Origin of the sequence: Shewanella sp. SM55 (assembly GCF_025654025.1) — a bacterium.
Taxonomy (GTDB): Bacteria; Pseudomonadota; Gammaproteobacteria; order Enterobacterales; family Shewanellaceae; genus Shewanella; species Shewanella oncorhynchi.
On the sequence record NZ_JAKKRS010000010.1, the window covers coordinates 66211 to 84791 of the forward strand.

Consider the following 18581-nt stretch of genomic DNA (forward strand, 5'->3'; position numbering starts at 1 on the left):
TGCGGGCTTTTTTGTTTGGTGCGAAAAATGTCGGCAGACTCGGGTAAAAAATTAAGAAAGCGAGATAACTCATGATGTTAAAGACATTTTATAAGGTAGCTGGAATATGAACATGCCCAAACAGACATTCGCACGCTCAAGCACACTCAAGGCGGCATTAACCTACCACAGCGATCCACTACGCTTATATCAGCATATAACCCAAGATGCGCCCCATACTATGTTGCTCGAATCGGCCGAAATCGACAGTAAAGATCACTTAAAAAGCATGGTAATGACCCATGCCGCCATGATGATCCGCTGTGACGGTTATCAGCTGACCTTCACCGCACTGACCGACAATGGCGCGAGCTTACTTGCTCCTATCGAACGCTTTTTTAGCCCGACCGCCCACTGCCAAAGCGCGCAATCCACCTTAGTGGTGACACTACAAAAAGACACTCAATTGCAGGATGAAGATGCACGCTTAAAATCGACCTCGCCACTCGATGGCCTGCGGATGTTTATCCAGCAGATTGATTGTGGCGCTCATACTGACAGCCAGATTAAACCCGCCTTTGAGGATCTGTTTTTAGGTGGCGTGCTGGCCTACGACTTGATTGATACCGTCGAACCACTGCCTGCCGTACCGAACCGCGATAACGATTGCCCTGATTACCTATTTTACCTCGCTGAAACCTTAATCCTTATCGATCATAAACTTAAACAAGCCGACATCATTACCCATAACTTCAGTCACGATTCAGCTCAATATGCCGCCATCACCGCAACGCTAAGTGAGCGGGTACAAAGTTTAACTGCAGAGTGTAAAACCCTCGGTAATTCACCTGCCGATATACCGACACTGGTCGCCATCGACGCAACTGAGCAAGTCAATATTTCCGATGAGGTGTTCAAACAAACCATTATCGATTTGAAAGAACACATTATTGCGGGCGATATTTTCCAAGTAGTGCCATCCCGTAGCTTTAGTTTGCCTTGCCCGAATACTTTAGGGGCTTATCGTGCCCTGCGCCTGACGAACCCTAGCCCTTACATGTTTTATTTCAGAGGCCAAGATTTCACGCTGTTTGGTGCCTCACCAGAAAGTGCGCTCAAATTTGATGCCAGCAGTAATCAGGTGGAAGTCTACCCGATTGCCGGCACCCGCAAACGCGGTAAAACCGCAACGGGTGAGATTGATTTTGACTTAGACAGCCGTATTGAACTTGAACTGCGTTTAGATAAAAAAGAACTGTCGGAACACTTAATGCTGGTCGATTTAGCTCGCAACGATATCGCACGCATCAGCCAAAGCGGCAGCCGCAAAGTCGCCGAATTATTAAAAGTTGACCGTTATTCCCACGTGATGCACCTCGTCAGCCGTGTAACGGGTCAACTGCGCCAAGATTTAGATGCCCTACATGCTTATCAGGCCTGTATGAATATGGGCACATTAGTGGGCGCACCAAAAGTACGTGCATCACAACTGGTACGCCAAGCAGAAAAAGCCCGCCGCGGCAGCTATGGTGGCGCTGTGGGTTACCTTAATGCCCTTGGTGACATGGACACTTGCATCGTTATCCGCTCCGCCTTTGTTAAAAATGGCACCGCCTTTATTCAAGCGGGCGCTGGCGTGGTATTTGATTCGGATCCACAAAGCGAAGCAGATGAAACCCGTCAAAAAGCCCAAGCCGTGATTTCAGCCATCAAGATGGGCGCTGGACTGCTAGTAACTGAATCACCAGTGAATGAATCGTCAGCTCAATCCACTTCGCATAATCCTCTTCAGTGCAATATAAATAGGAGCCAAATATGAAACTCTATCTACTCGATAACTTTGACTCCTTTACCTATAACCTAGTGGATCAATTTCGCAGCCTAGGTTGTGAAGTGGTGATTTACCGCAACGATGTTGCCGCCGATTATATCGCTGAAAAACTGCTTAACGAACAAGAGCCTGCAGCCCTCGTGTTATCACCAGGACCAGGTGCGCCCCATGAAGCAGGCTCTATGATGGCACTTATCGCCAAAGTTGCGGGTAAGGTACCTATGCTGGGTATCTGCCTTGGGCATCAAGCCATGGTGGAATATTACGGCGGCACAGTGGCACGCGCACCTTTTGTGGTGCACGGCAAGGCAAGTCCGACTTTCCATGACGGTACTGGCGTATTTGCCGGTTTGCCCTCTCCCCTGCCCGTTGCCCGCTATCACAGTCTCGTCGCCACTCAAGTACCGGATTGCCTGCAAGTGATTGCAACCACTGACGCTATGCCGATGGCAATTCTGCACCCTGAGCACAGAGCCGTTGGCTTTCAGTTCCACCCTGAATCGATTCTCACCACCTTAGGCAGCACACTGCTCATTCAAACCTTGGCATTTCTGACCCAAGACATGACAGCAGGAGTAAATGCATGAGTACAAACCATATTCAGCCTTTACTCGATGTTTTATACCAAGGTAAGAGTTTAAGTCGCGAGCACACCTTTGAGATTTTTAGCGCGTTAATTCGCGGTGAAATGAGTGAAGCCACTATGGCAGGCATGTTAGTCGCGCTCAAGATGCGCGGTGAAACCATAGATGAGATCAGTGGCGCCGCCGATGCCATGCGCGCCGCCGCCAAGACGTTTCCCTACTCGAATGGCGATAACCTTAGCAATGGCATCGTTGACATAGTTGGCACGGGTGGCGATGGCTTTAATACCATTAATATTTCCACCACTGCGGCCTTTGTTGCCGCGGCGGCGGGCGCCAAGGTCGCCAAACACGGCAATCGTAGCGTGTCGAGTAAATCGGGTTCATCGGATCTTTTGGCGCAGTTTGGCATTGACTTAACCATGTCACCAGACACCGCCAGTCGTTGCCTCGACGCATTGAACCTGTGCTTTTTATTTGCGCCCCACTACCACGGCGGAGTAAAACATGCGGGGCCGGTCAGGCAAGCACTGAAAACGCGCACTTTATTCAATGTGTTAGGGCCACTTATCAATCCTGCCCGCCCCGAATTTATGTTACTTGGCGTGTATAGCCCTGAGTTAGTCTTACCGATAGCGAAAGTATTAAAGGCGCTTGGCACAAAACGCGCTATGGTAGTGCACGGCAGTGGTTTAGATGAAGTCGCGCTGCACGGCAACACCCAAGTGGCCGAATTAAAAGACGGCGACATCATAGAGTATCAACTCACGCCCGCCGATTTAGGTGTGCCTTTAGCACAAATCAGTGACTTAGAAGGCGGCGAACCCGCGCAGAATGCCTTGATCACCGAGGCAATTTTGAAAGGTTGTGGCACAGATGCACATGCCAATGCGGTCGCCATCAATGCGGGTTGTGCTTTATATGTGTGTGGGATTGCTGATTCAGTGAAAACAGGAACCTTACTTGCGCTCAGTACCATACAAAGCGGTAAAGCCTTTGAATTGTTAAGCCAATTAGCTAAAGTCAGCAGTGAAACAAAGGAATAAGTGGCAATGACTCAAGAACTGATAACAAATAGCCAAGATATGAGAACTCAGCCACAGGCAGAAACAAACCCTATGCCAAAAAGTAATGTGTTAACCCGTATAGTCGACACCAAAGCTGCCCATATTGCCGCCCTGAAGCTGCGTTTCCCCGAGGCCAGTCTGTCGCCAAAAATCTCTGACCGCAGTTTATTTGCCGCACTCAAGGCGCCCAAGGCGGGTTACATTTTAGAATGTAAAAGAGCCAGCCCGTCCAAAGGGCTTATCCGCGATGTGTTTGATGTAGAAGCCATTGCCGATATTTACGGAAAATATGCGGCGGGCATTTCGGTATTAACCGACGAGCAGTTTTTCCAAGGGGATATGGACTATATCCCTAAGGTGCGCGCTCGGGTGAACCAACCTATTCTGTGCAAAGATTTTTTTGTCGATGAATACCAAATTAAACTCGCCGCCCACCAAGGTGCCGATGCCATTCTGTTGATGCTGTCCGTGCTCGATGATGCGCAATATCACCGCCTAGCGAAAGAAGCCGCTAAATATCTACTCGATGTGCTGACCGAAGTCAGTAACGAAGAAGAACTTAAACGCGCCATCGCATTAGATGCGCCGATTATTGGGATCAATAACCGTAACTTAAGGGATTTAAGTACCGATCTCGCCACCACAGAAACGCTAGCGCCACACATTGGCAGCGACCGCGTGGTGATCAGCGAATCAGGCATCTACAACAATCAGCAAGTACGCCGCCTGAGTCCACTGGTTGATGGTTTCCTCGTCGGTAGTTCGATAATGGCCGAGGCTGATATCGACTTAGCCTGCCGTAAATTGATCTTCGGTCACAATAAAGTCTGCGGCCTCACCCGCATGGAAGATATTCGCGCCGCGGCAACGTCAGGCGCCGTCTATGCCGGGCTGATTTTTGCTGAAAAATCCCCGCGCGCATTAACCCTTAATGCCGCTGAACAATTGCTCAGGGAATATCGCGCATCCGCGGCTCCCGCCATTGAATTCGTCGGCGTGTTTGTTAATGCCGCGCCAAGCACCATTACGGATACCGCAGCCAGTTTGCAGTTATCTGCCGTACAGCTGCATGGCACTGAAACTGAACTTGAAATCGCACAACTCGCAGAGCGACTTGAGCAAGCGGGACTCACTACTCAAATTTGGAAAGCCGTCAGCGTCGATGCGCAAACGGGTGAGCTTGGTAACTTACCTCAGGGAGCATCACGATATCTCTTTGATAGTAAAACGGCAGACCAATTTGGCGGCTCGGGCCAAGCCTTTAATTGGCAAAGCATTGATGCGAAATCCCTCTGCCCACAAAAAGCCCATGCCATGTTGGCGGGCGGACTCAACGCCGACAATGCGGCCAGTGCCAATGCCCAAGGATTTTACGGTTTAGATTTTAATTCTGGCCTAGAAACCGCCGCAGGAATTAAATCGGCGCAACTGATCCAAACGGCTTTTGCCCATTTACGTCTCTAGCCTATCGCGCTGAGCAAGAAGCCCTAGATGCTGTTGGTGCTCGACAAGAGTGATGCTCAACAAACAATATGAACCTATTAATGCCAGTGGCCAAATAGATAACGGCTCAGTTAACACTATTATGCGGTTAACACCAAGACGCTATTAGCACCATCAAGCCACTGACAAACTGATTGATAAGATAAGGAAAAAGGTATGTCAAAGTTAAAGCTTAACCCTTATTTCGGCGAATACGGCGGCATGTATGTGCCACAGATTTTAGTGCCAGCCCTTAAGCAATTAGAAACTGCCTTTGTGGAAGCACAGGAAGATGACGACTTTAAAGCCGAGTTTACCGATTTATTGAAAAACTACGCGGGTCGCCCAACAGCACTGACCTTAACCCGCAATTTAAGCCCAAATCCTATGGTGAAAATCTACCTCAAACGGGAAGATTTACTCCACGGCGGCGCCCATAAAACCAACCAAGTGTTAGGCCAAGCACTGCTTGCTAAGCGTATGGGTAAAAAGGAAATTATTGCAGAAACTGGCGCAGGACAACACGGCGTTGCCACCGCCCTTGCCTGCGCGCTATTAGGCTTGAAATGTAAAGTCTATATGGGCGCGAAGGACGTTGCGCGCCAATCACCTAACGTATTTAGAATGCGGTTGATGGGCGCGGAAGTCATTCCTGTCACCTCAGGTTCTGCCACCTTAAAAGATGCCTGTAACGAGGCGATGCGCGACTGGTCTGGCAGCTACGAAAAGGCCCACTATCTTCTGGGCACCGCTGCGGGGCCACATCCGTTCCCAACCATAGTGCGTGAATTCCAACGCATTATTGGCGAAGAAACCAAAAAACAAATGCTGGAACGTGAAGGTCGCCTGCCCGATGCGGTTATCGCCTGTGTGGGCGGCGGTTCCAACGCTATCGGCATGTTTGCTGACTTTATCGACGAGCCAAGTGTCGAACTGATTGGCGTCGAACCTGCGGGTAAAGGCATAGACACGCCAATGCACGGCGCGCCGCTTAAACACGGTAAGACAGGGATTTTCTTCGGCATGAAAGCGCCTTTGATGCAAGATAGCGAAGGTCAAATCGAAGAATCCTACTCGATTTCAGCAGGATTGGACTTCCCCTCCGTTGGCCCGCAGCACGCGCATCTTAATGCCACTGGCCGCGCCCGTTATGAATCGGCTACCGATGATGAAGCCTTAGAAGCCTTCCAACAACTGGCGCGCTGTGAAGGGATTATCCCCGCATTGGAATCGGCGCATGCTATCGCCTATGCCGTCAAAATGGCGCGCGAGTGCACCAAAGAAACCATTTTAGTGGTCAATCTTTCCGGTCGTGGCGACAAAGATATTTTCACCGTTTCTGACATTTTGAATGGTAAAGAGGTATAACGAACATGAGTGATACATTGACTAACCCAGGCCTTTACCAAGCGGCCCGTTACCAAGCCACCTTTGCCAAACTCAAAACTGAAGGTCGTGGCGCTTTTGTCCCATTCGTCACCCTTGGCGACCCTAGCCCTGAGTTATCGCTAAAAATTATCGATACCTTAGTGCAAAACGGCGCCGATGCCTTAGAACTGGGCTTTCCGTTTTCCGATCCCTTGGCCGATGGCCCAGTGATCCAAGGCGCTAACCTGCGTTCTTTAGCCGCAGGCACGACTCCAACGGCGTGTTTTGAATTACTGGCGCAAGTGCGTGCAAAATACCCTGAACTGCCAATCGGTTTACTGCTTTATGCGAACTTAGTCTTTGCTAACGGCATAGATGCGTTTTACGCCAAAGCGCAGCAAGCGGGTGTGGATTCAGTACTTATCGCCGATGTGCCAGTGGAAGAATCAGCGCCCTTTAGCGAAGCCGCTAAAGCCCATGGTATTGCGCCAATTTTTATCGCGCCGCCCAATGCCGACAGTGAAACCCTTGAGCAAGTGAGTAAAAGTGGTGAAGGTTACACCTATCTCTTATCCCGCTCGGGAGTCACAGGCACAGACACGAAAGCTGGCGTGCCGGTAGAGGAAATTTTATCTAAATTAAAAACCTTTAACGCCCCACCACCGCTCCTCGGTTTTGGTATTGCCGAGCCTTTACAGGTAAGCGCCGCCATCAAAGCGGGCGCTGCGGGGGCGATTTCTGGCTCTGCCGTAGTAAAAATCATCGAAACCCACCAGCACGATGAAGTTAAGCTACTTGCAACGCTTGGGGAATTTACTCGCGCAATGAAGGCTGCAACCTAAGAGAGTCTTGATTTAAATAATCCAATATAAATCAAGAATTCAATTACAAATAAAATAAGTGAGGTAGACTCGTCGCCTCGCTTATTTTGTTTATATTTACCAAGCTCTATGTTTACTCAGCCTTTATCTCCCGCAAACACTATCTATCAAGGCAATACTGACACTCACGCAGTACTACACTGACAGCGTATTTATTTAGTCACAGTTCCTCGATAGAATGCCCTATCGAAGAAAAACGGACTTTTTATGCAGTATCGGATCTATATTCTCGAATTAACGCCTTGGGGCTGTGGTTTTGAAGGTGAAGTTGCAGGTAAATGCGATAATGGTGCACCAATTTGGTTTTACTACCAAGGTAGCGATCAGCAGGCCGAAATTCGTTTTCCGGTTAACCAATGGGTCACAGTTGAATTGCTTGGCCGATTAGCAAGTGCCAGTCTTCAAGCTGATATGATTAAACAAACGCCACACCAGCATCTAAAATTCCCGTTGCATAACTGTCACTTTGAAGCTTCGGGACAAATCATCGACATCAGCCAAACACCCGAAGATACAATTTACCTGTTGCAATCAAATCTACCGCTCCCCTTTGATAATGAACTTGGGAAATCCCCTATCTCGCTAGGCCATTGGGTTAATGTAACAGGCGAGCTTTGGGTAACAAATTGGATGAATTGAGTCGATAAAAAAAGGTATAGTGCTAGCCTGTAACAAATCATTCGCCTGATACATATCCATTAGAGGATCCGATGACCATTTCTAAATCTTTACCCGATAACAAACCTCGTACTTTTTTGGGTACACCCAAATTACCGGCCAAGTATGCCACTGTGGTGATGCCATTTTTTCTCTCTATTCTCATGAGTTGTATCGTTTCTGGGATCAGCACTTTCAATGGCGTTGGCGCTTCACCGCAATTTCTCGAACTCTGGCTCGGCGCTTGGCTGATCTCATGGGTTGTCGCCTTTCCTACACTGCTGATGGTGTTACCTTTGGTGCGTAAAATCACAGCTCATTTTGTCGATTTACGCTAGTTTTACGACTTAATCTTCCGATTTAACTATTTTATTTCAAAGCCGTTTTAGGACGGCTTTATCTTGAACTCCTTCTCTTATGCGTACAGCAACTAAAAATTACATCGATAATTGCTCGATCTGTTACCCTGCCCATATTCACTTAAACTAAAACAGTACGACCTACACCATACCAATCGTATTAAATCAAAGCGCTCATTGAGCCCCCAGTCCACGCTTTACAATGGATTTACACTGACCGTTTAGCGGCACCTATGTTTATTGTATAAGGATGACATGACTCCCACCTAAATCAATTTTCCTCTGCTCTCGAACCAACTCAAGCATTAATGTAACCCACTGTATTTATATATTTTATAAAAATAGAGCTCGTAAAACCCTAAATGATACATCCTCAAAACGCTGCCTAATTATCACTCCTTTGTCATTTACTTATTTGTACCATTAACCGTATCTGCCCCCCTTATTCATCAGTTAAAAGTATTAACCCACAGCCCCACACAAATGAGAATGATTTGCATTTGAATATTTTCACATGCTAATTTACCTACCGTTGTCGGGACAGAGACAGCAGGAAATGGCCTAAGGACTGAGCTAAAAATAGCGAGTTAATCAACGCAAGATAAATAGCCAAACAGTCTATTTTGATAACCGCATTCACTTTGGTTTGCGTCCTTAGGTAACTGATTACTGGATCGGCAACGCGCAGCAGCATGTTGCCAAGGAGGCGTAAGTGAGTACACAGCAAAGGGAAATGGATCGCGAAATCTTTGATCTACTTGGCATAGGCATTGGCCCATTCAATCTTGGCCTCGCCGCCTTATCAGAACCTATTGACGGCTTTAACTGCTTATTTTTAGATGCTAAAACCAGTTTTGACTGGCATCCAGGCATGCTACTCAAATCCTCAAGATTACAAACACCCTTTATGTCGGATCTGGTGACTATGGCCGATCCCACCAGCCGCTACAGTTACCTTAATTTTGCCAAGCAAACGGGCAGACTTTATCCCTTTTATATTCGTGAGAATTTCTTTTTACCTCGCCACGAATACAACTTGTATTGCCAATGGGTGAGCCAACAACTCAGCAACCTTAAATTTGGTTTTAAGGTCACTCAAGTGGATTACAACGCAGGTGAAAGTATTTATCGAGTTACAGGTTTTGATAGGCGCAGTGGTAAAACCCATACCTATCAATGCCGAAAGCTAGTGCTAGGCACTGGCACTGAACCTTATCTACCAAAGGATTGCCCAATCCAAGATGCACGGGTCATGCATACCGCCAGTTATATGCAGCAAAAAACCTACCTGCAGAGTCAGAGTGCCATCACAGTAATTGGTAGTGGCCAGAGTGCGGCGGAAGTGTTTTACGATCTACTGCAAGATATTGATACCTATGGTTATCAACTCAATTGGATGACACGATCAGCGCGTTTTTATCCCTTGGAATATACCAAGCTTACTTTAGAGATGACCTCGCCAGATTATGTCGATTACTTCCACGAGTTGACCCCTAATCAAAGATGCTCACTGATCGCCAGCCAGAAACAGCTCTACAAAGGGATAAATTCTGAGCTGATAAACGACATTTACGATTTGTTATATCAAAAGCGCCTATTGGCCGATTTTCAATGCCGACTGATGACGAATGCGGCACTGACTCATATCGAGCCCCAAGCCAATATGCTCAAGTTGCATTTCCACCACAATGAAAAAAATCACACCTTTGAGCAAGAAACGGGCGCCGTTATTTTAGGCACAGGTTACCACTATCGTTTACCCGAGTTTATTAGTGGTATTAAGCAACAAGTCGAATTCGATGACGCCGGACAACTTAGCGTGCAGCGTGATTACAGCATAGATATTCGAGGGGATATTTTTGTCCAGAATGTCGGTTTGCATACCCATGGGATAAGCTCTCCAGATCTGGGGATGGGCTGTTATCGCAACGGCACCATCTTAAAAGCCGTGCTCGGTTATGCGCCCTACCACATTGAGGAACATATCGCGTTTCAAACCTTCGATCCGGCCAAACTTGCCAGTCATCAGCCCTGCGGCGCCAATGCAATTAACACGCTGGATCTTAATCCAAGACATTTTCCTAAGGCGCCGCACAGAAAAACTCAAGTTGATGCGCCACAAACTATCCCTCCAACCAAGATTCCAAGTTCTGGCGCAAGTTCAACCGTGAGTTCAGGCGCGGGAACCAATATGCCGGTCTTAATGGCGCCGAACCAGGAGGCATAATAATGGCAAGCCAATTTAGCAACCATTGTTTAACACAACTATCCGCTATTTCGAGCATTAATGGTTTTCAGTTCAGAGCGTTAGACCTTACACAAGACATTCCAACACTACAGTCTTGGTTTAACCAAGATTACGCCAAGTTTTGGGGTATGCAGGGCTTGAACCTTGATGCCATAAAAAATCTGTTAGCAACGACAGAGCACAAGTTTGCCTTGATGGGTGAGTGGCAGGGTAAATCACTCTTTATGGTGGAGCTCTACGATCCCGCCCACGATGAAGTCGGCAAGCACTATCGTGTTGCGCCGGGGGATTGCGGTATGCATCTGATTATCGCGCCGCCCGATGGTAGCCCAATCAACGGCTTATCCTTCAAAGTGATGGATGCGATAGCGCAGCTCGTGCTTGAAAAATTGGCCTTTAACCGCCTAGTGGTTGAACCCGATCAACTCAATAGCAAAATTCATCGCTTAAATAGCCGAGTGGGCATTCGCTATGAAAAAGCGATTCAGTTAAGCACTAAAGCCGCGTTCCTCGGATTTTGCACTGCGGCCGATCGCCAGCTGGCATCGAGCACACCCTCTTCGATGCGCTTAGCCCAGACAACCTCAGCGCTGCCAAGCACGCTCGCCGCGCCCGTAACCTCTCCCATGACATTATCGACTCTTTAGGTGAACTAGATGAACTTACCCACAAAAGCCTTACTAATGGATCCATTGACAACGCAGGATCATCCAACTCACGCAGCGGCGGCTCAACTCAATCCTGCGCTGTCGTCAACCTCGACTTCTATGCCGGAGCACTTGACCCCCGCCTATTGGCAAGCGGCTAATCGGCATTTAGTGAAGAAAATCCTCTGCGAATTCACCCACGAGAAAATCATCACGCCGACCCTATACGGGCAAAAAGCGGGGCTTAACCACTATGAACTCAGGCTCAAAGACAGCACTTACTATTTTAGCGCGCGGCACTATCAGCTCGATCATCTTGCTATCGATGCAGATTCCATCCGCGTTTCACTTGCAGGACAAGAGCAAATCCTTGATGCGATGTCGCTGATCATTTCCCTTAAAAATGACTTAGGGATCAGCGAAACCTTACTACCAACCTATTTAGAGGAAATCACTAGCACCCTCTACAGCAAGGCGTACAAGTTAGCGCATCAGGCGATCCCCGCCGCCACGCTGGCGCGAGCCGATTATCAGAGCATAGAAGCGGGTATGACTGAAGGCCATCCGGTGTTTATTGCCAATAACGGCCGGATTGGCTTTGATATGCAGGATTATCGTCAATTTGCCCCAGAAAGTGCGATGCCGATGCAGTTAATCTGGCTTGGAGTGCGCAAGAGTAAGACCACGTTTGCTGCCCTCGAAAACTTGAGTCACGACGCGTTACTCAAGGAGGAGCTTGGCCAGCAGTTCACTGACTTCCAACAACGTCTTAAAACCCAGCAGCATGATCCGCAGGACTTCTACTTTATGCCTGTGCATCCTTGGCAGTGGCGCGAAAAAATCGCCCGCGTCTTTGCCGGCGACATAGCCCGTGGCGATCTGGTTTATCTTGGCGAAGGCAGTGAACAGTACCAAGTTCAGCAATCGATACGCACTTTCTTCAATCTTTCATCGCCACAAAAGTGCTATGTCAAAACCGCGCTTTCCATCTTAAACATGGGCTTTATGCGCGGCCTGTCGCCCCTTTACATGAGCTGCACACCGCAAATAAATGCATGGGTGGCGAACTTGGTTGAAAGCGACCCTTACTTTACTCAGCAAGGGTTTGTGATCCTTAAAGAAATTGCCGCCATAGGTTATCACCACCATTATTACGAGCAGGCACTCACCCAAGACAGCGCCTACAAAAAAATGCTCTCTGCACTATGGCGCGAAAGCCCACTGCCGCACATTGCGCCTAAGCAAAATCTGATGACCATGGCCGCCCTGCTGCACACGGATCATGAAGATAAAGCGCTAATTTCGGCCTTGATAACGGCCTCAGGCTTGCCAGCAAAAGACTGGTTGAGCCGTTACCTCAACTTGTATCTGTCGCCCTTATTGCACGCGTTTTTTGCCTACGATCTGGTCTTTATGCCCCATGGTGAAAACCTGATCTTAGTGCTGGATGAATATGTGCCGGTCAAGATTTTAATGAAAGACATAGGCGAAGAAGTCGCGGTACTCAATGGCACCTCGCCGCTGCCTGATGATGTAAAACGCCTTGCGGTAAGCCTTGAAGAAGAGATGAAGCTTAACTACATCTTACTGGATATTTTTGACTGTATTTTCCGCTATTTAGCACCGCTGTTAGATGAGCAAACCAGTGTCAGTGAAAGCCAATTCTGGGAATTAGTGGCGGACAATGTACGTGACTACCAAGCTCAACATCCACATTTGGCCGCCAAGTTTGCCCAATACGATCTGTTTAAGGACAGCTTTGTACGCACCTGCCTCAATCGTATCCAATTGAATAACAACCAACAAATGATAGACCTCGCCGACAGGGAGAAAAACCTGCGCTTCGCCGGCGGTATCGATAATCCCTTGGCGGCCTTTAGGCAAAGCCATGCCTTTAAGCGCCCCAAACTTGGCAGCGCTGAATCGAAAACATGTTAACGCGCAACTAAGCAAATAGACCCGACACTTTCTGAAACTTGACGAAACGTTTGTGTGGGCCACTTATTGGCCCGCTTTATTTAACCCCAACCTAAATGGAATTAAAGATCACCATTATGAAGACTTTCCCTCTCTCCAGCATCGCACTCGTCTGTCGGCAAGCCCTCGTTAACCCGAAGCTATTGCTGTGCTCAGCCATGTTAGCCACGGTTCCCTATGCCACAGCTGACACTGTCGATGCGGATAGTAAAACTAAAAAGCACCAGAAAGAAATTGAAGTCATCAATGTCATTGGCGCTAAGGATTTACACGACAACCGTTATAAAACCCAAGCAATGAACACGGCAACTGGGCTCGATTTATCCTATTTAGAAACGCCGCAGTCGGTCACGTCCATCACCCGCCAAATGATGAACGATCAACAGCTTAATAGCGTGATTGATGCCATGACCAGCGTTGCCGGGATTAATGCTCGCCCTATGGATAACGATAGATACAGCATTAGTGCCCGCGGCATTGCCGTGACCAGTATACTGTACGATGGCGTACCCACCACCTACGACACCCGCTTCAACTATGGCGATAACCTTATCGACACCGCCATCTACGAGCGAGTAGAAGTGGTACGCGGCGCGACTGGCCTCATGACGGGAGCCGGTAATCCCTCGGCGGCTATTAACCTTATCCGTAAACGCCCGACTCAAGAGTTTATGGGCAACACCTCGTTAAGTGTGGGCTCATGGAATAATGTGCGCGGTATGGTCGATGTTTCCAGCGGCTTAAATGACTCGGGTTCTGTGCGCGGTCGCGTGGTGGCCGCCTATCAGGATAAAGATTCATTCCAAGACAGGTACGAGCAGCAGCGCACTACGCTATACGGCATAGTCGAAACCGATATTGGCGATAGCACCTTATTCACCCTTGGTGTCGATTACCAAGATGCTACACCGAGCGGCACTATGTCGGGCGGTTTACCGCTATTTTACAGCGATGGCAGTCGCACTAATTATGATCGTGCCACTTCAACGGCGCCCGATTGGGGCTCGGCGCATACCCAAGGCCTCAACACTTTTGCGAGTCTCGAACATAGATTAGATAACGGTTGGAACCTAAAAGGGACTTACACCTACGGCGATAACTCATTGGAGTTCGATGTACTATGGGCCACGGGATATCCAGATCCTGTAACCAATATCGGCGCCACTGCAGGCTCTATCGCCTATGTCGACGGCAGTCGCACCCAACACAATGTGGATTTGCGCGCCGAAGGACAATACCAACTCTTTGGATTAGAACATCAATTGATGTTTGGCTGGAATGGCCAACGCCAAGAGTTCGCCAATCCCTACTATTATCCCACTGCGGCAGTACCGCCTTTGGGGGATTTTCGCGATCCGAACTTCCAATATCCAAAACCTCAATGGAAGGAAACCTATACCACGGGTTCATTTGGCGAAACCAAACAGAGTGCAGCCTATGTAGCGACTCAGCTTAATCTCAGCGACGCTTTAGCTGTCATCGTCGGATTACGCCTCAATGAGTGGGAAACCGACCAAGATAATTTTGGCAGCCGTTACGATTTCAACATCAGCAACGAACTCACTACTTACTTCGGCCTCACCTACGCCCTGACCGAGCAATATTCGCTCTACGCCAGTTATACGGACATTTTTGCACCGCAAACTAAGCAAAGAATCGATAAAAGCTACCTAGATCCAGTTAAAGGGAAAAACTACGAAGGCGGGATTAAGGCGAGCCTGTTCGATGAGGCTTTAGATATGTCGCTGTCGGTGTTTGAGATCAGACAAGACAATGTCGGAGTCAGCACTGGCGATGTGATCCCAGGTACCACAACGCAAGTGTATGAAGGCGTAAACGGTACAAAAACACAGGGATTCGAATTTGAATCGACGGGTAAAATCACTGATGACTGGAATCTTTACTTAGGTTACACCCAGTTCACTAGCGAAGATCCTGAAGGCAAACGTATCAGTACCACGTCACCACGTCAGCAGTTAAAACTCTTCACCACTTATACCTTTGGCGGTGATTGGCATAAATTGCAAATAGGTGCGGGGGTTAACTGGCAGAGCCGCGTCTACCAAACAGTTAATTCGCCACTTGGCAAAGTCGAAGTAGAGCAAGGCTCTTACGCACTAGCGAGTCTAATGGCGAGTTACGCCTTCACAGAGCAGCTTAAGCTCAGCGCAAACCTGCACAACGCCTTAGATAAAAGCTACTACAGCCAAGTCGGTCAATATAGTCAATTCCAATACGGTACGCCGCGAAGTGCCAGCTTAACCTTGGACTATCGCTTCTAAGTCAGATTTATATTGAGATCGTTCGAAAAACCTTGTGAGCCCAAATCTTGGGCTCGCAAGGTAATAATTTACATGGACTTATCGATAACCGCGGCAATCAATCACAGCCATTAAGGAGTCACTATGGCAAGCCAACGGAGAGACACCAGACTGCAAACATTGTGCGATACCTCGCCAAGCCACAACGCGTTGAATCAAACTATTTTGTCACTCAATCAGCTGTTACATCAACGGGCACCCTTCTATGGCGAGCACCTTCGCGCAACGCAGTCACCTACAGGGCTCAGTTTTGATGAATGGAGTAACGTCGATACTTATCAAAAACTCATTGCACGTTTTGCCATCGCACACCCTAGCGCAGAAACTCAGAGTGAAACTGAAGCTATAACTGAAGATGAAACCGAGGTTAGTAAAACAGCTGCAAACAGCCGAGCGCACGCTTTGGTCAGTAAAAGCGCTACGGCCAGTATAAAAGACACTCGCAAAGCGCTGTATTCACTTTGGGGTCAATGGTATTTTGGCCTTTTAGTTCCGCCTGTGATGGAGTGGATTTTTAACGCAAAAAAAGCCGATTTCGAGCCTATTCACTGGCAGCCACAGTCCGTGTTTATGCAGGTACACGCCAGTGGCCGAGTGGCAAAATTTGAATTTAACATCGCAAATCGTCAGCCAAATACCGCTTTGACCTTTAAAAAATACCACGGCATCGAACCACTTTCCCAAACAAACACTAAGCCAAGTTTCAAGACAGACACTAAGGTACACTCGCCATTAACCTCATATAAGCCGCCAGTTGATAAAGAACTCGCCCTACAAGGCCTTATCTTAAACTTACTGCAACCGAGTGTTGAGCGACTACTCACTTTGAGCCCCGTGCCCGCTAAATTATATTGGAGTCACTTAGGCTATCTGATCCACTGGTATCTAGGAGAGTTGGGATTATCTCAGCAACAAAGTCAGCAACTTAAGCAAGCTCTGTTTCGCAGAACGACCTTTTTTGATGGCACCCAAAATCCACTGTATAACAGCATCAATTTGATTGTTGAACCCAAAGAAGGCAGCACAAACATCCAATGCATTCGCCGTACTTGCTGCCTAAGGTATCAACTCGCCAACACTGGCCAATGCCACGATTGCCCACTACTAAGTCGCCCTAACGCTAAGACAAACGCCGCCAAACAAGCACAAGTCTAACTTGCCCATTAAACCCATTTAATGGGCAAGATCGCAATCCTAGGCCCATGGTGCTTTTGCCCTTATGTTGCACATGCTACACTCAAGCCCATGTCTCTTTAACATGATTATTTATGAAACAACTGCTTGATTTCCTGCCCCTCGTCATCTTTTTTGCCGTTTATAAATTTTTCGATATTTATATCGCCAGCGGCGCATTGATCGCAGCCACCGCGCTTCAATTGATCGTGACCTATGCGCTATATAAGAAACTTGAAAAGATGCACTTAATCACCTTTGCTATGGTGACAGTGTTTGGCACACTCACTTTAGTGTTTCACGATGATTCTTTTATCAAGTGGAAAGTGACCATTATCTATAGTTTGTTTGCCATCGCCTTAGGTGTCAGTCAATTGCTCAATAAATCGATATTAAAGTCGATGTTAGGCAAAGAAATGCAAGTAGACGACAAAATTTGGGCTCGCGTAACTTGGTATTGGGTGATCTTTTTCGCCGCTTGTGGCCTAGTCAATATTTATGTCGCCTTTAGTTTGCCATTAGAAACTTGGGTCAATTTTAAAGTGTTTGGTTTAACCGCTTTAACTTTAATTAATACTGTCCTGACCGTATTTTATCTTTATAAACACCTTCCCGAAGATCAACGCAAGGAACTCAAATAATGTGGTATATGATTTCAGCTCAAGATTTTGAGAATAGTTTAGAAAAACGTTTAGCCGCACGCCCAGCTCATTTAGCTCGCCTGCAAGCCCTCGCCGATGAAGGTCGTTTACTGATCGCTGGCCCACACCCAGCCATCGACAGCGAAAACCCAGGTGATGCTGGCTTTAGTGGTTCACTGGTTGTCGCAGATTTTGAATCCTTAGTCGCAGCAAAACACTGGGCCGATGCCGATCCCTATATCGAAGCGGGCGTTTACCAAAGTGTTGTGGTTAAACCCTTTAAACGAGTCCTGCCTTAATGAAAATAGTGTCCTTTAACATCAATGGTCTGCGGGCACGCTTGCATCAATTGCAAGCCTTAATCGATAGCCACCAGCCCGACATCATCGGCCTGCAAGAAACCAAAGTGCACGATGAGGCGTTTCCATTAGCCGAAGTCGAAGCCATGGGATATCAAGTGCATTACCACGGCGGTAAAGCTCACTATGGTGTTGCCATGCTGTCTAAAATCGCACCAGAAAAACTGCAAAAGGGTTTTCCTAGCGATGACGAAGATGCCCAGCGCCGCATGATTATCGGCACATTTACCCAAGCGAATGGTCGTCCATTGACTGTGTTCAACGGCTATTTCCCCCAGGGCGAAAGCATAGACCACCCAACAAAATACCCTGCTAAACGTAAGTTTTATCAGGACTTAATGCACTACTTGCAGACAAACCACAGCAACGATGAAGATATCGCCATCATAGGTGACATCAATATTTCGCCGACCGATTTAGACATAGGCATAGGTGAAGTCAATCGTAAGCGTTGGCTAAAAACCGGCAAATGTAGCTTCCAACCGGAAGAGCGTGAGTGGTTAAAAACCTTACAAGACTGGGGCTTAATCGACACTTTCCGTCAATTACATCCAGAGCGCATCGAACGTTATTCTTGGTTCGATTACCGTAGCAAAGGGTTCGATGACAACCGTGGCCTGCGAATTGATGTGATTTTAGCAACGCCTTCACTAGCAGCACGTTTAGTCGAATCCGACGTCGATTACGATCTACGCGGCATAGATAAACCCTCAGATCATGCCCCCATTTGGAGCACGTTCAAAGAGGCTTAATCCGCTAACGTTCGACCATCTTAGTAGATATAAAACATCGGCTTAGACCGATGTTTTTTTATGGGCGAAACATATTTTATCTTTGTCGTTCGATGAATGGTAAATGAGTCAAGTGTGATACTGAACGTAATTCACTTTTGGACAGATATGTCTTGAAGACGAGTGTTTTGGGACCAATAATTTTAGTTGTGAGGAGTTTAGCGTTTGCTGATATCCACTCACACATGCTTGCCATGGTATTTGCTCGTCGACTCG

The 18581-nt window shown here is 47.7% G+C and carries 16 protein-coding genes and 1 other annotated feature (1 of these 17 running past the window's edge); all 16 genes read left to right on the forward strand.

All coding sequences use genetic code 11. From position 1 onward, the window contains the following. Positions 1-15, forward strand: a sequence feature (Trp leader region) (it extends 93 nt beyond the left edge of the window). Between the two features lie 97 nt (positions 16-112). The 16 genes from L5L91_RS13680 (at position 113) to xthA (ending at position 18326) form a co-directional block, all read left to right on the forward strand. After that, positions 113-1798, forward strand: a complete 1686-nt coding sequence (locus tag L5L91_RS13680) for an anthranilate synthase component 1 (RefSeq protein ID WP_263163361.1) — start codon at positions 113-115, stop codon at positions 1796-1798. Next, the gene (locus L5L91_RS13685) at positions 1795-2397 is read left to right on the forward strand and encodes an aminodeoxychorismate/anthranilate synthase component II (RefSeq protein ID WP_168824192.1); all 603 of its coding nucleotides are present in this window, start codon (positions 1795-1797) and stop codon (positions 2395-2397) included. The genes L5L91_RS13680 and L5L91_RS13685 overlap by 4 nt, the downstream gene beginning before the upstream one ends. Beyond that, positions 2394-3440, forward strand: coding sequence for an anthranilate phosphoribosyltransferase (gene trpD / locus L5L91_RS13690; RefSeq protein ID WP_263163363.1), 1047 nt, complete (start codon positions 2394-2396; stop codon positions 3438-3440). Before L5L91_RS13685 ends, trpD begins: the two co-directional genes overlap by 4 nt. 6 nt (positions 3441-3446) lie before the next feature. Continuing rightward, positions 3447-4925: a bifunctional indole-3-glycerol-phosphate synthase TrpC/phosphoribosylanthranilate isomerase TrpF gene (trpCF, locus tag L5L91_RS13695; protein ID WP_263222627.1), complete on the forward strand. Its 1479-nt coding sequence runs from the start codon at positions 3447-3449 to the stop codon at positions 4923-4925. 195 nt (positions 4926-5120) lie between these two features. Further along, positions 5121-6311, forward strand: coding sequence for a tryptophan synthase subunit beta (gene trpB / locus L5L91_RS13700; protein ID WP_012089560.1), 1191 nt, complete (start codon positions 5121-5123; stop codon positions 6309-6311). A gap of 5 nt (positions 6312-6316) precedes the next feature. Continuing rightward, the gene (gene trpA / locus L5L91_RS13705) at positions 6317-7153 is read left to right on the forward strand and encodes a tryptophan synthase subunit alpha (RefSeq protein WP_263222631.1); all 837 of its coding nucleotides are present in this window, start codon (positions 6317-6319) and stop codon (positions 7151-7153) included. 246 nt (positions 7154-7399) lie between these two features. Then, positions 7400-7831 carry a glycerate kinase gene (locus L5L91_RS13710; protein ID WP_105252115.1) on the forward strand — a complete coding sequence of 144 codons (432 nt, stop codon included), beginning with the start codon at positions 7400-7402 and terminating at the stop codon, positions 7829-7831. Positions 7832-7902: 71 nt separating this feature from the next. Then, complete coding sequence (locus L5L91_RS13715) at positions 7903-8187, forward strand: DUF2798 domain-containing protein (protein WP_028761002.1); 285 nt, start codon at positions 7903-7905, stop codon at positions 8185-8187. A 733-nt stretch (positions 8188-8920) separates the two neighbouring features. Beyond that, positions 8921-10435 carry a lysine N(6)-hydroxylase/L-ornithine N(5)-oxygenase family protein gene (locus L5L91_RS13720; protein ID WP_173496381.1) on the forward strand — a complete coding sequence of 505 codons (1515 nt, stop codon included), beginning with the start codon at positions 8921-8923 and terminating at the stop codon, positions 10433-10435. 2 nt (positions 10436-10437) lie between these two features. Then, positions 10438-11103 (forward strand): GNAT family N-acetyltransferase, encoded by a 666-nt coding sequence (locus L5L91_RS13725; RefSeq protein WP_263163369.1) that lies wholly within the window; start codon positions 10438-10440, stop codon positions 11101-11103. A gap of 9 nt (positions 11104-11112) precedes the next feature. Then, positions 11113-13041, forward strand: coding sequence for an IucA/IucC family protein (locus L5L91_RS13730; RefSeq protein WP_263236876.1), 1929 nt, complete (start codon positions 11113-11115; stop codon positions 13039-13041). A 95-nt stretch (positions 13042-13136) separates the two neighbouring features. After that, positions 13137-15362: a TonB-dependent siderophore receptor gene (locus L5L91_RS13735; RefSeq protein WP_263163373.1), complete on the forward strand. Its 2226-nt coding sequence runs from the start codon at positions 13137-13139 to the stop codon at positions 15360-15362. A 123-nt stretch (positions 15363-15485) separates the two neighbouring features. Then, the gene (fhuF, locus tag L5L91_RS13740) at positions 15486-16556 is read left to right on the forward strand and encodes a siderophore-iron reductase FhuF (protein WP_263163374.1); all 1071 of its coding nucleotides are present in this window, start codon (positions 15486-15488) and stop codon (positions 16554-16556) included. A 113-nt stretch (positions 16557-16669) separates the two neighbouring features. After that, positions 16670-17215 (forward strand): septation protein A, encoded by a 546-nt coding sequence (locus L5L91_RS13745; protein ID WP_028761007.1) that lies wholly within the window; start codon positions 16670-16672, stop codon positions 17213-17215. Beyond that, positions 17215-17514: a YciI family protein gene (locus tag L5L91_RS13750; RefSeq protein WP_028761008.1), complete on the forward strand. Its 300-nt coding sequence runs from the start codon at positions 17215-17217 to the stop codon at positions 17512-17514. The genes L5L91_RS13745 and L5L91_RS13750 overlap by 1 nt, the downstream gene beginning before the upstream one ends. Further along, positions 17514-18326: an exodeoxyribonuclease III gene (gene xthA / locus L5L91_RS13755; RefSeq protein WP_168824214.1), complete on the forward strand. Its 813-nt coding sequence runs from the start codon at positions 17514-17516 to the stop codon at positions 18324-18326. Before L5L91_RS13750 ends, xthA begins: the two co-directional genes overlap by 1 nt. Positions 18327-18581: the final 255 nt, after the last annotated feature.

Bases quoted from the DNA above. Each gene is read 5' to 3' on its own strand.
- L5L91_RS13680 (WP_263163361.1), top strand. From the start codon at position 113: ATGCCCAAACAGACATTCGCACGCTCAAGCACACTCAAGGCGGCATTA.
- L5L91_RS13685 (WP_168824192.1), top strand. From the start codon at position 1,795: ATGAAACTCTATCTACTCGATAACTTTGACTCCTTTACCTATAACCTA.
- trpD (WP_263163363.1), top strand. From the start codon at position 2,394: ATGAGTACAAACCATATTCAGCCTTTACTCGATGTTTTATACCAAGGT.
- trpCF (WP_263222627.1), top strand. From the start codon at position 3,447: ATGACTCAAGAACTGATAACAAATAGCCAAGATATGAGAACTCAGCCA.
- trpB (WP_012089560.1), top strand. From the start codon at position 5,121: ATGTCAAAGTTAAAGCTTAACCCTTATTTCGGCGAATACGGCGGCATG.
- trpA (WP_263222631.1), top strand. From the start codon at position 6,317: ATGAGTGATACATTGACTAACCCAGGCCTTTACCAAGCGGCCCGTTAC.
- L5L91_RS13710 (WP_105252115.1), top strand. From the start codon at position 7,400: ATGCAGTATCGGATCTATATTCTCGAATTAACGCCTTGGGGCTGTGGT.
- L5L91_RS13715 (WP_028761002.1), top strand. From the start codon at position 7,903: ATGACCATTTCTAAATCTTTACCCGATAACAAACCTCGTACTTTTTTG.
- L5L91_RS13725 (WP_263163369.1), top strand. From the start codon at position 10,438: ATGGCAAGCCAATTTAGCAACCATTGTTTAACACAACTATCCGCTATT.
- L5L91_RS13730 (WP_263236876.1), top strand. From the start codon at position 11,113: ATGAACTTACCCACAAAAGCCTTACTAATGGATCCATTGACAACGCAG.
- L5L91_RS13735 (WP_263163373.1), top strand. From the start codon at position 13,137: ATGGAATTAAAGATCACCATTATGAAGACTTTCCCTCTCTCCAGCATC.
- fhuF (WP_263163374.1), top strand. From the start codon at position 15,486: ATGGCAAGCCAACGGAGAGACACCAGACTGCAAACATTGTGCGATACC.
- L5L91_RS13745 (WP_028761007.1), top strand. From the start codon at position 16,670: ATGAAACAACTGCTTGATTTCCTGCCCCTCGTCATCTTTTTTGCCGTT.
- L5L91_RS13750 (WP_028761008.1), top strand. From the start codon at position 17,215: ATGTGGTATATGATTTCAGCTCAAGATTTTGAGAATAGTTTAGAAAAA.
- xthA (WP_168824214.1), top strand. From the start codon at position 17,514: ATGAAAATAGTGTCCTTTAACATCAATGGTCTGCGGGCACGCTTGCAT.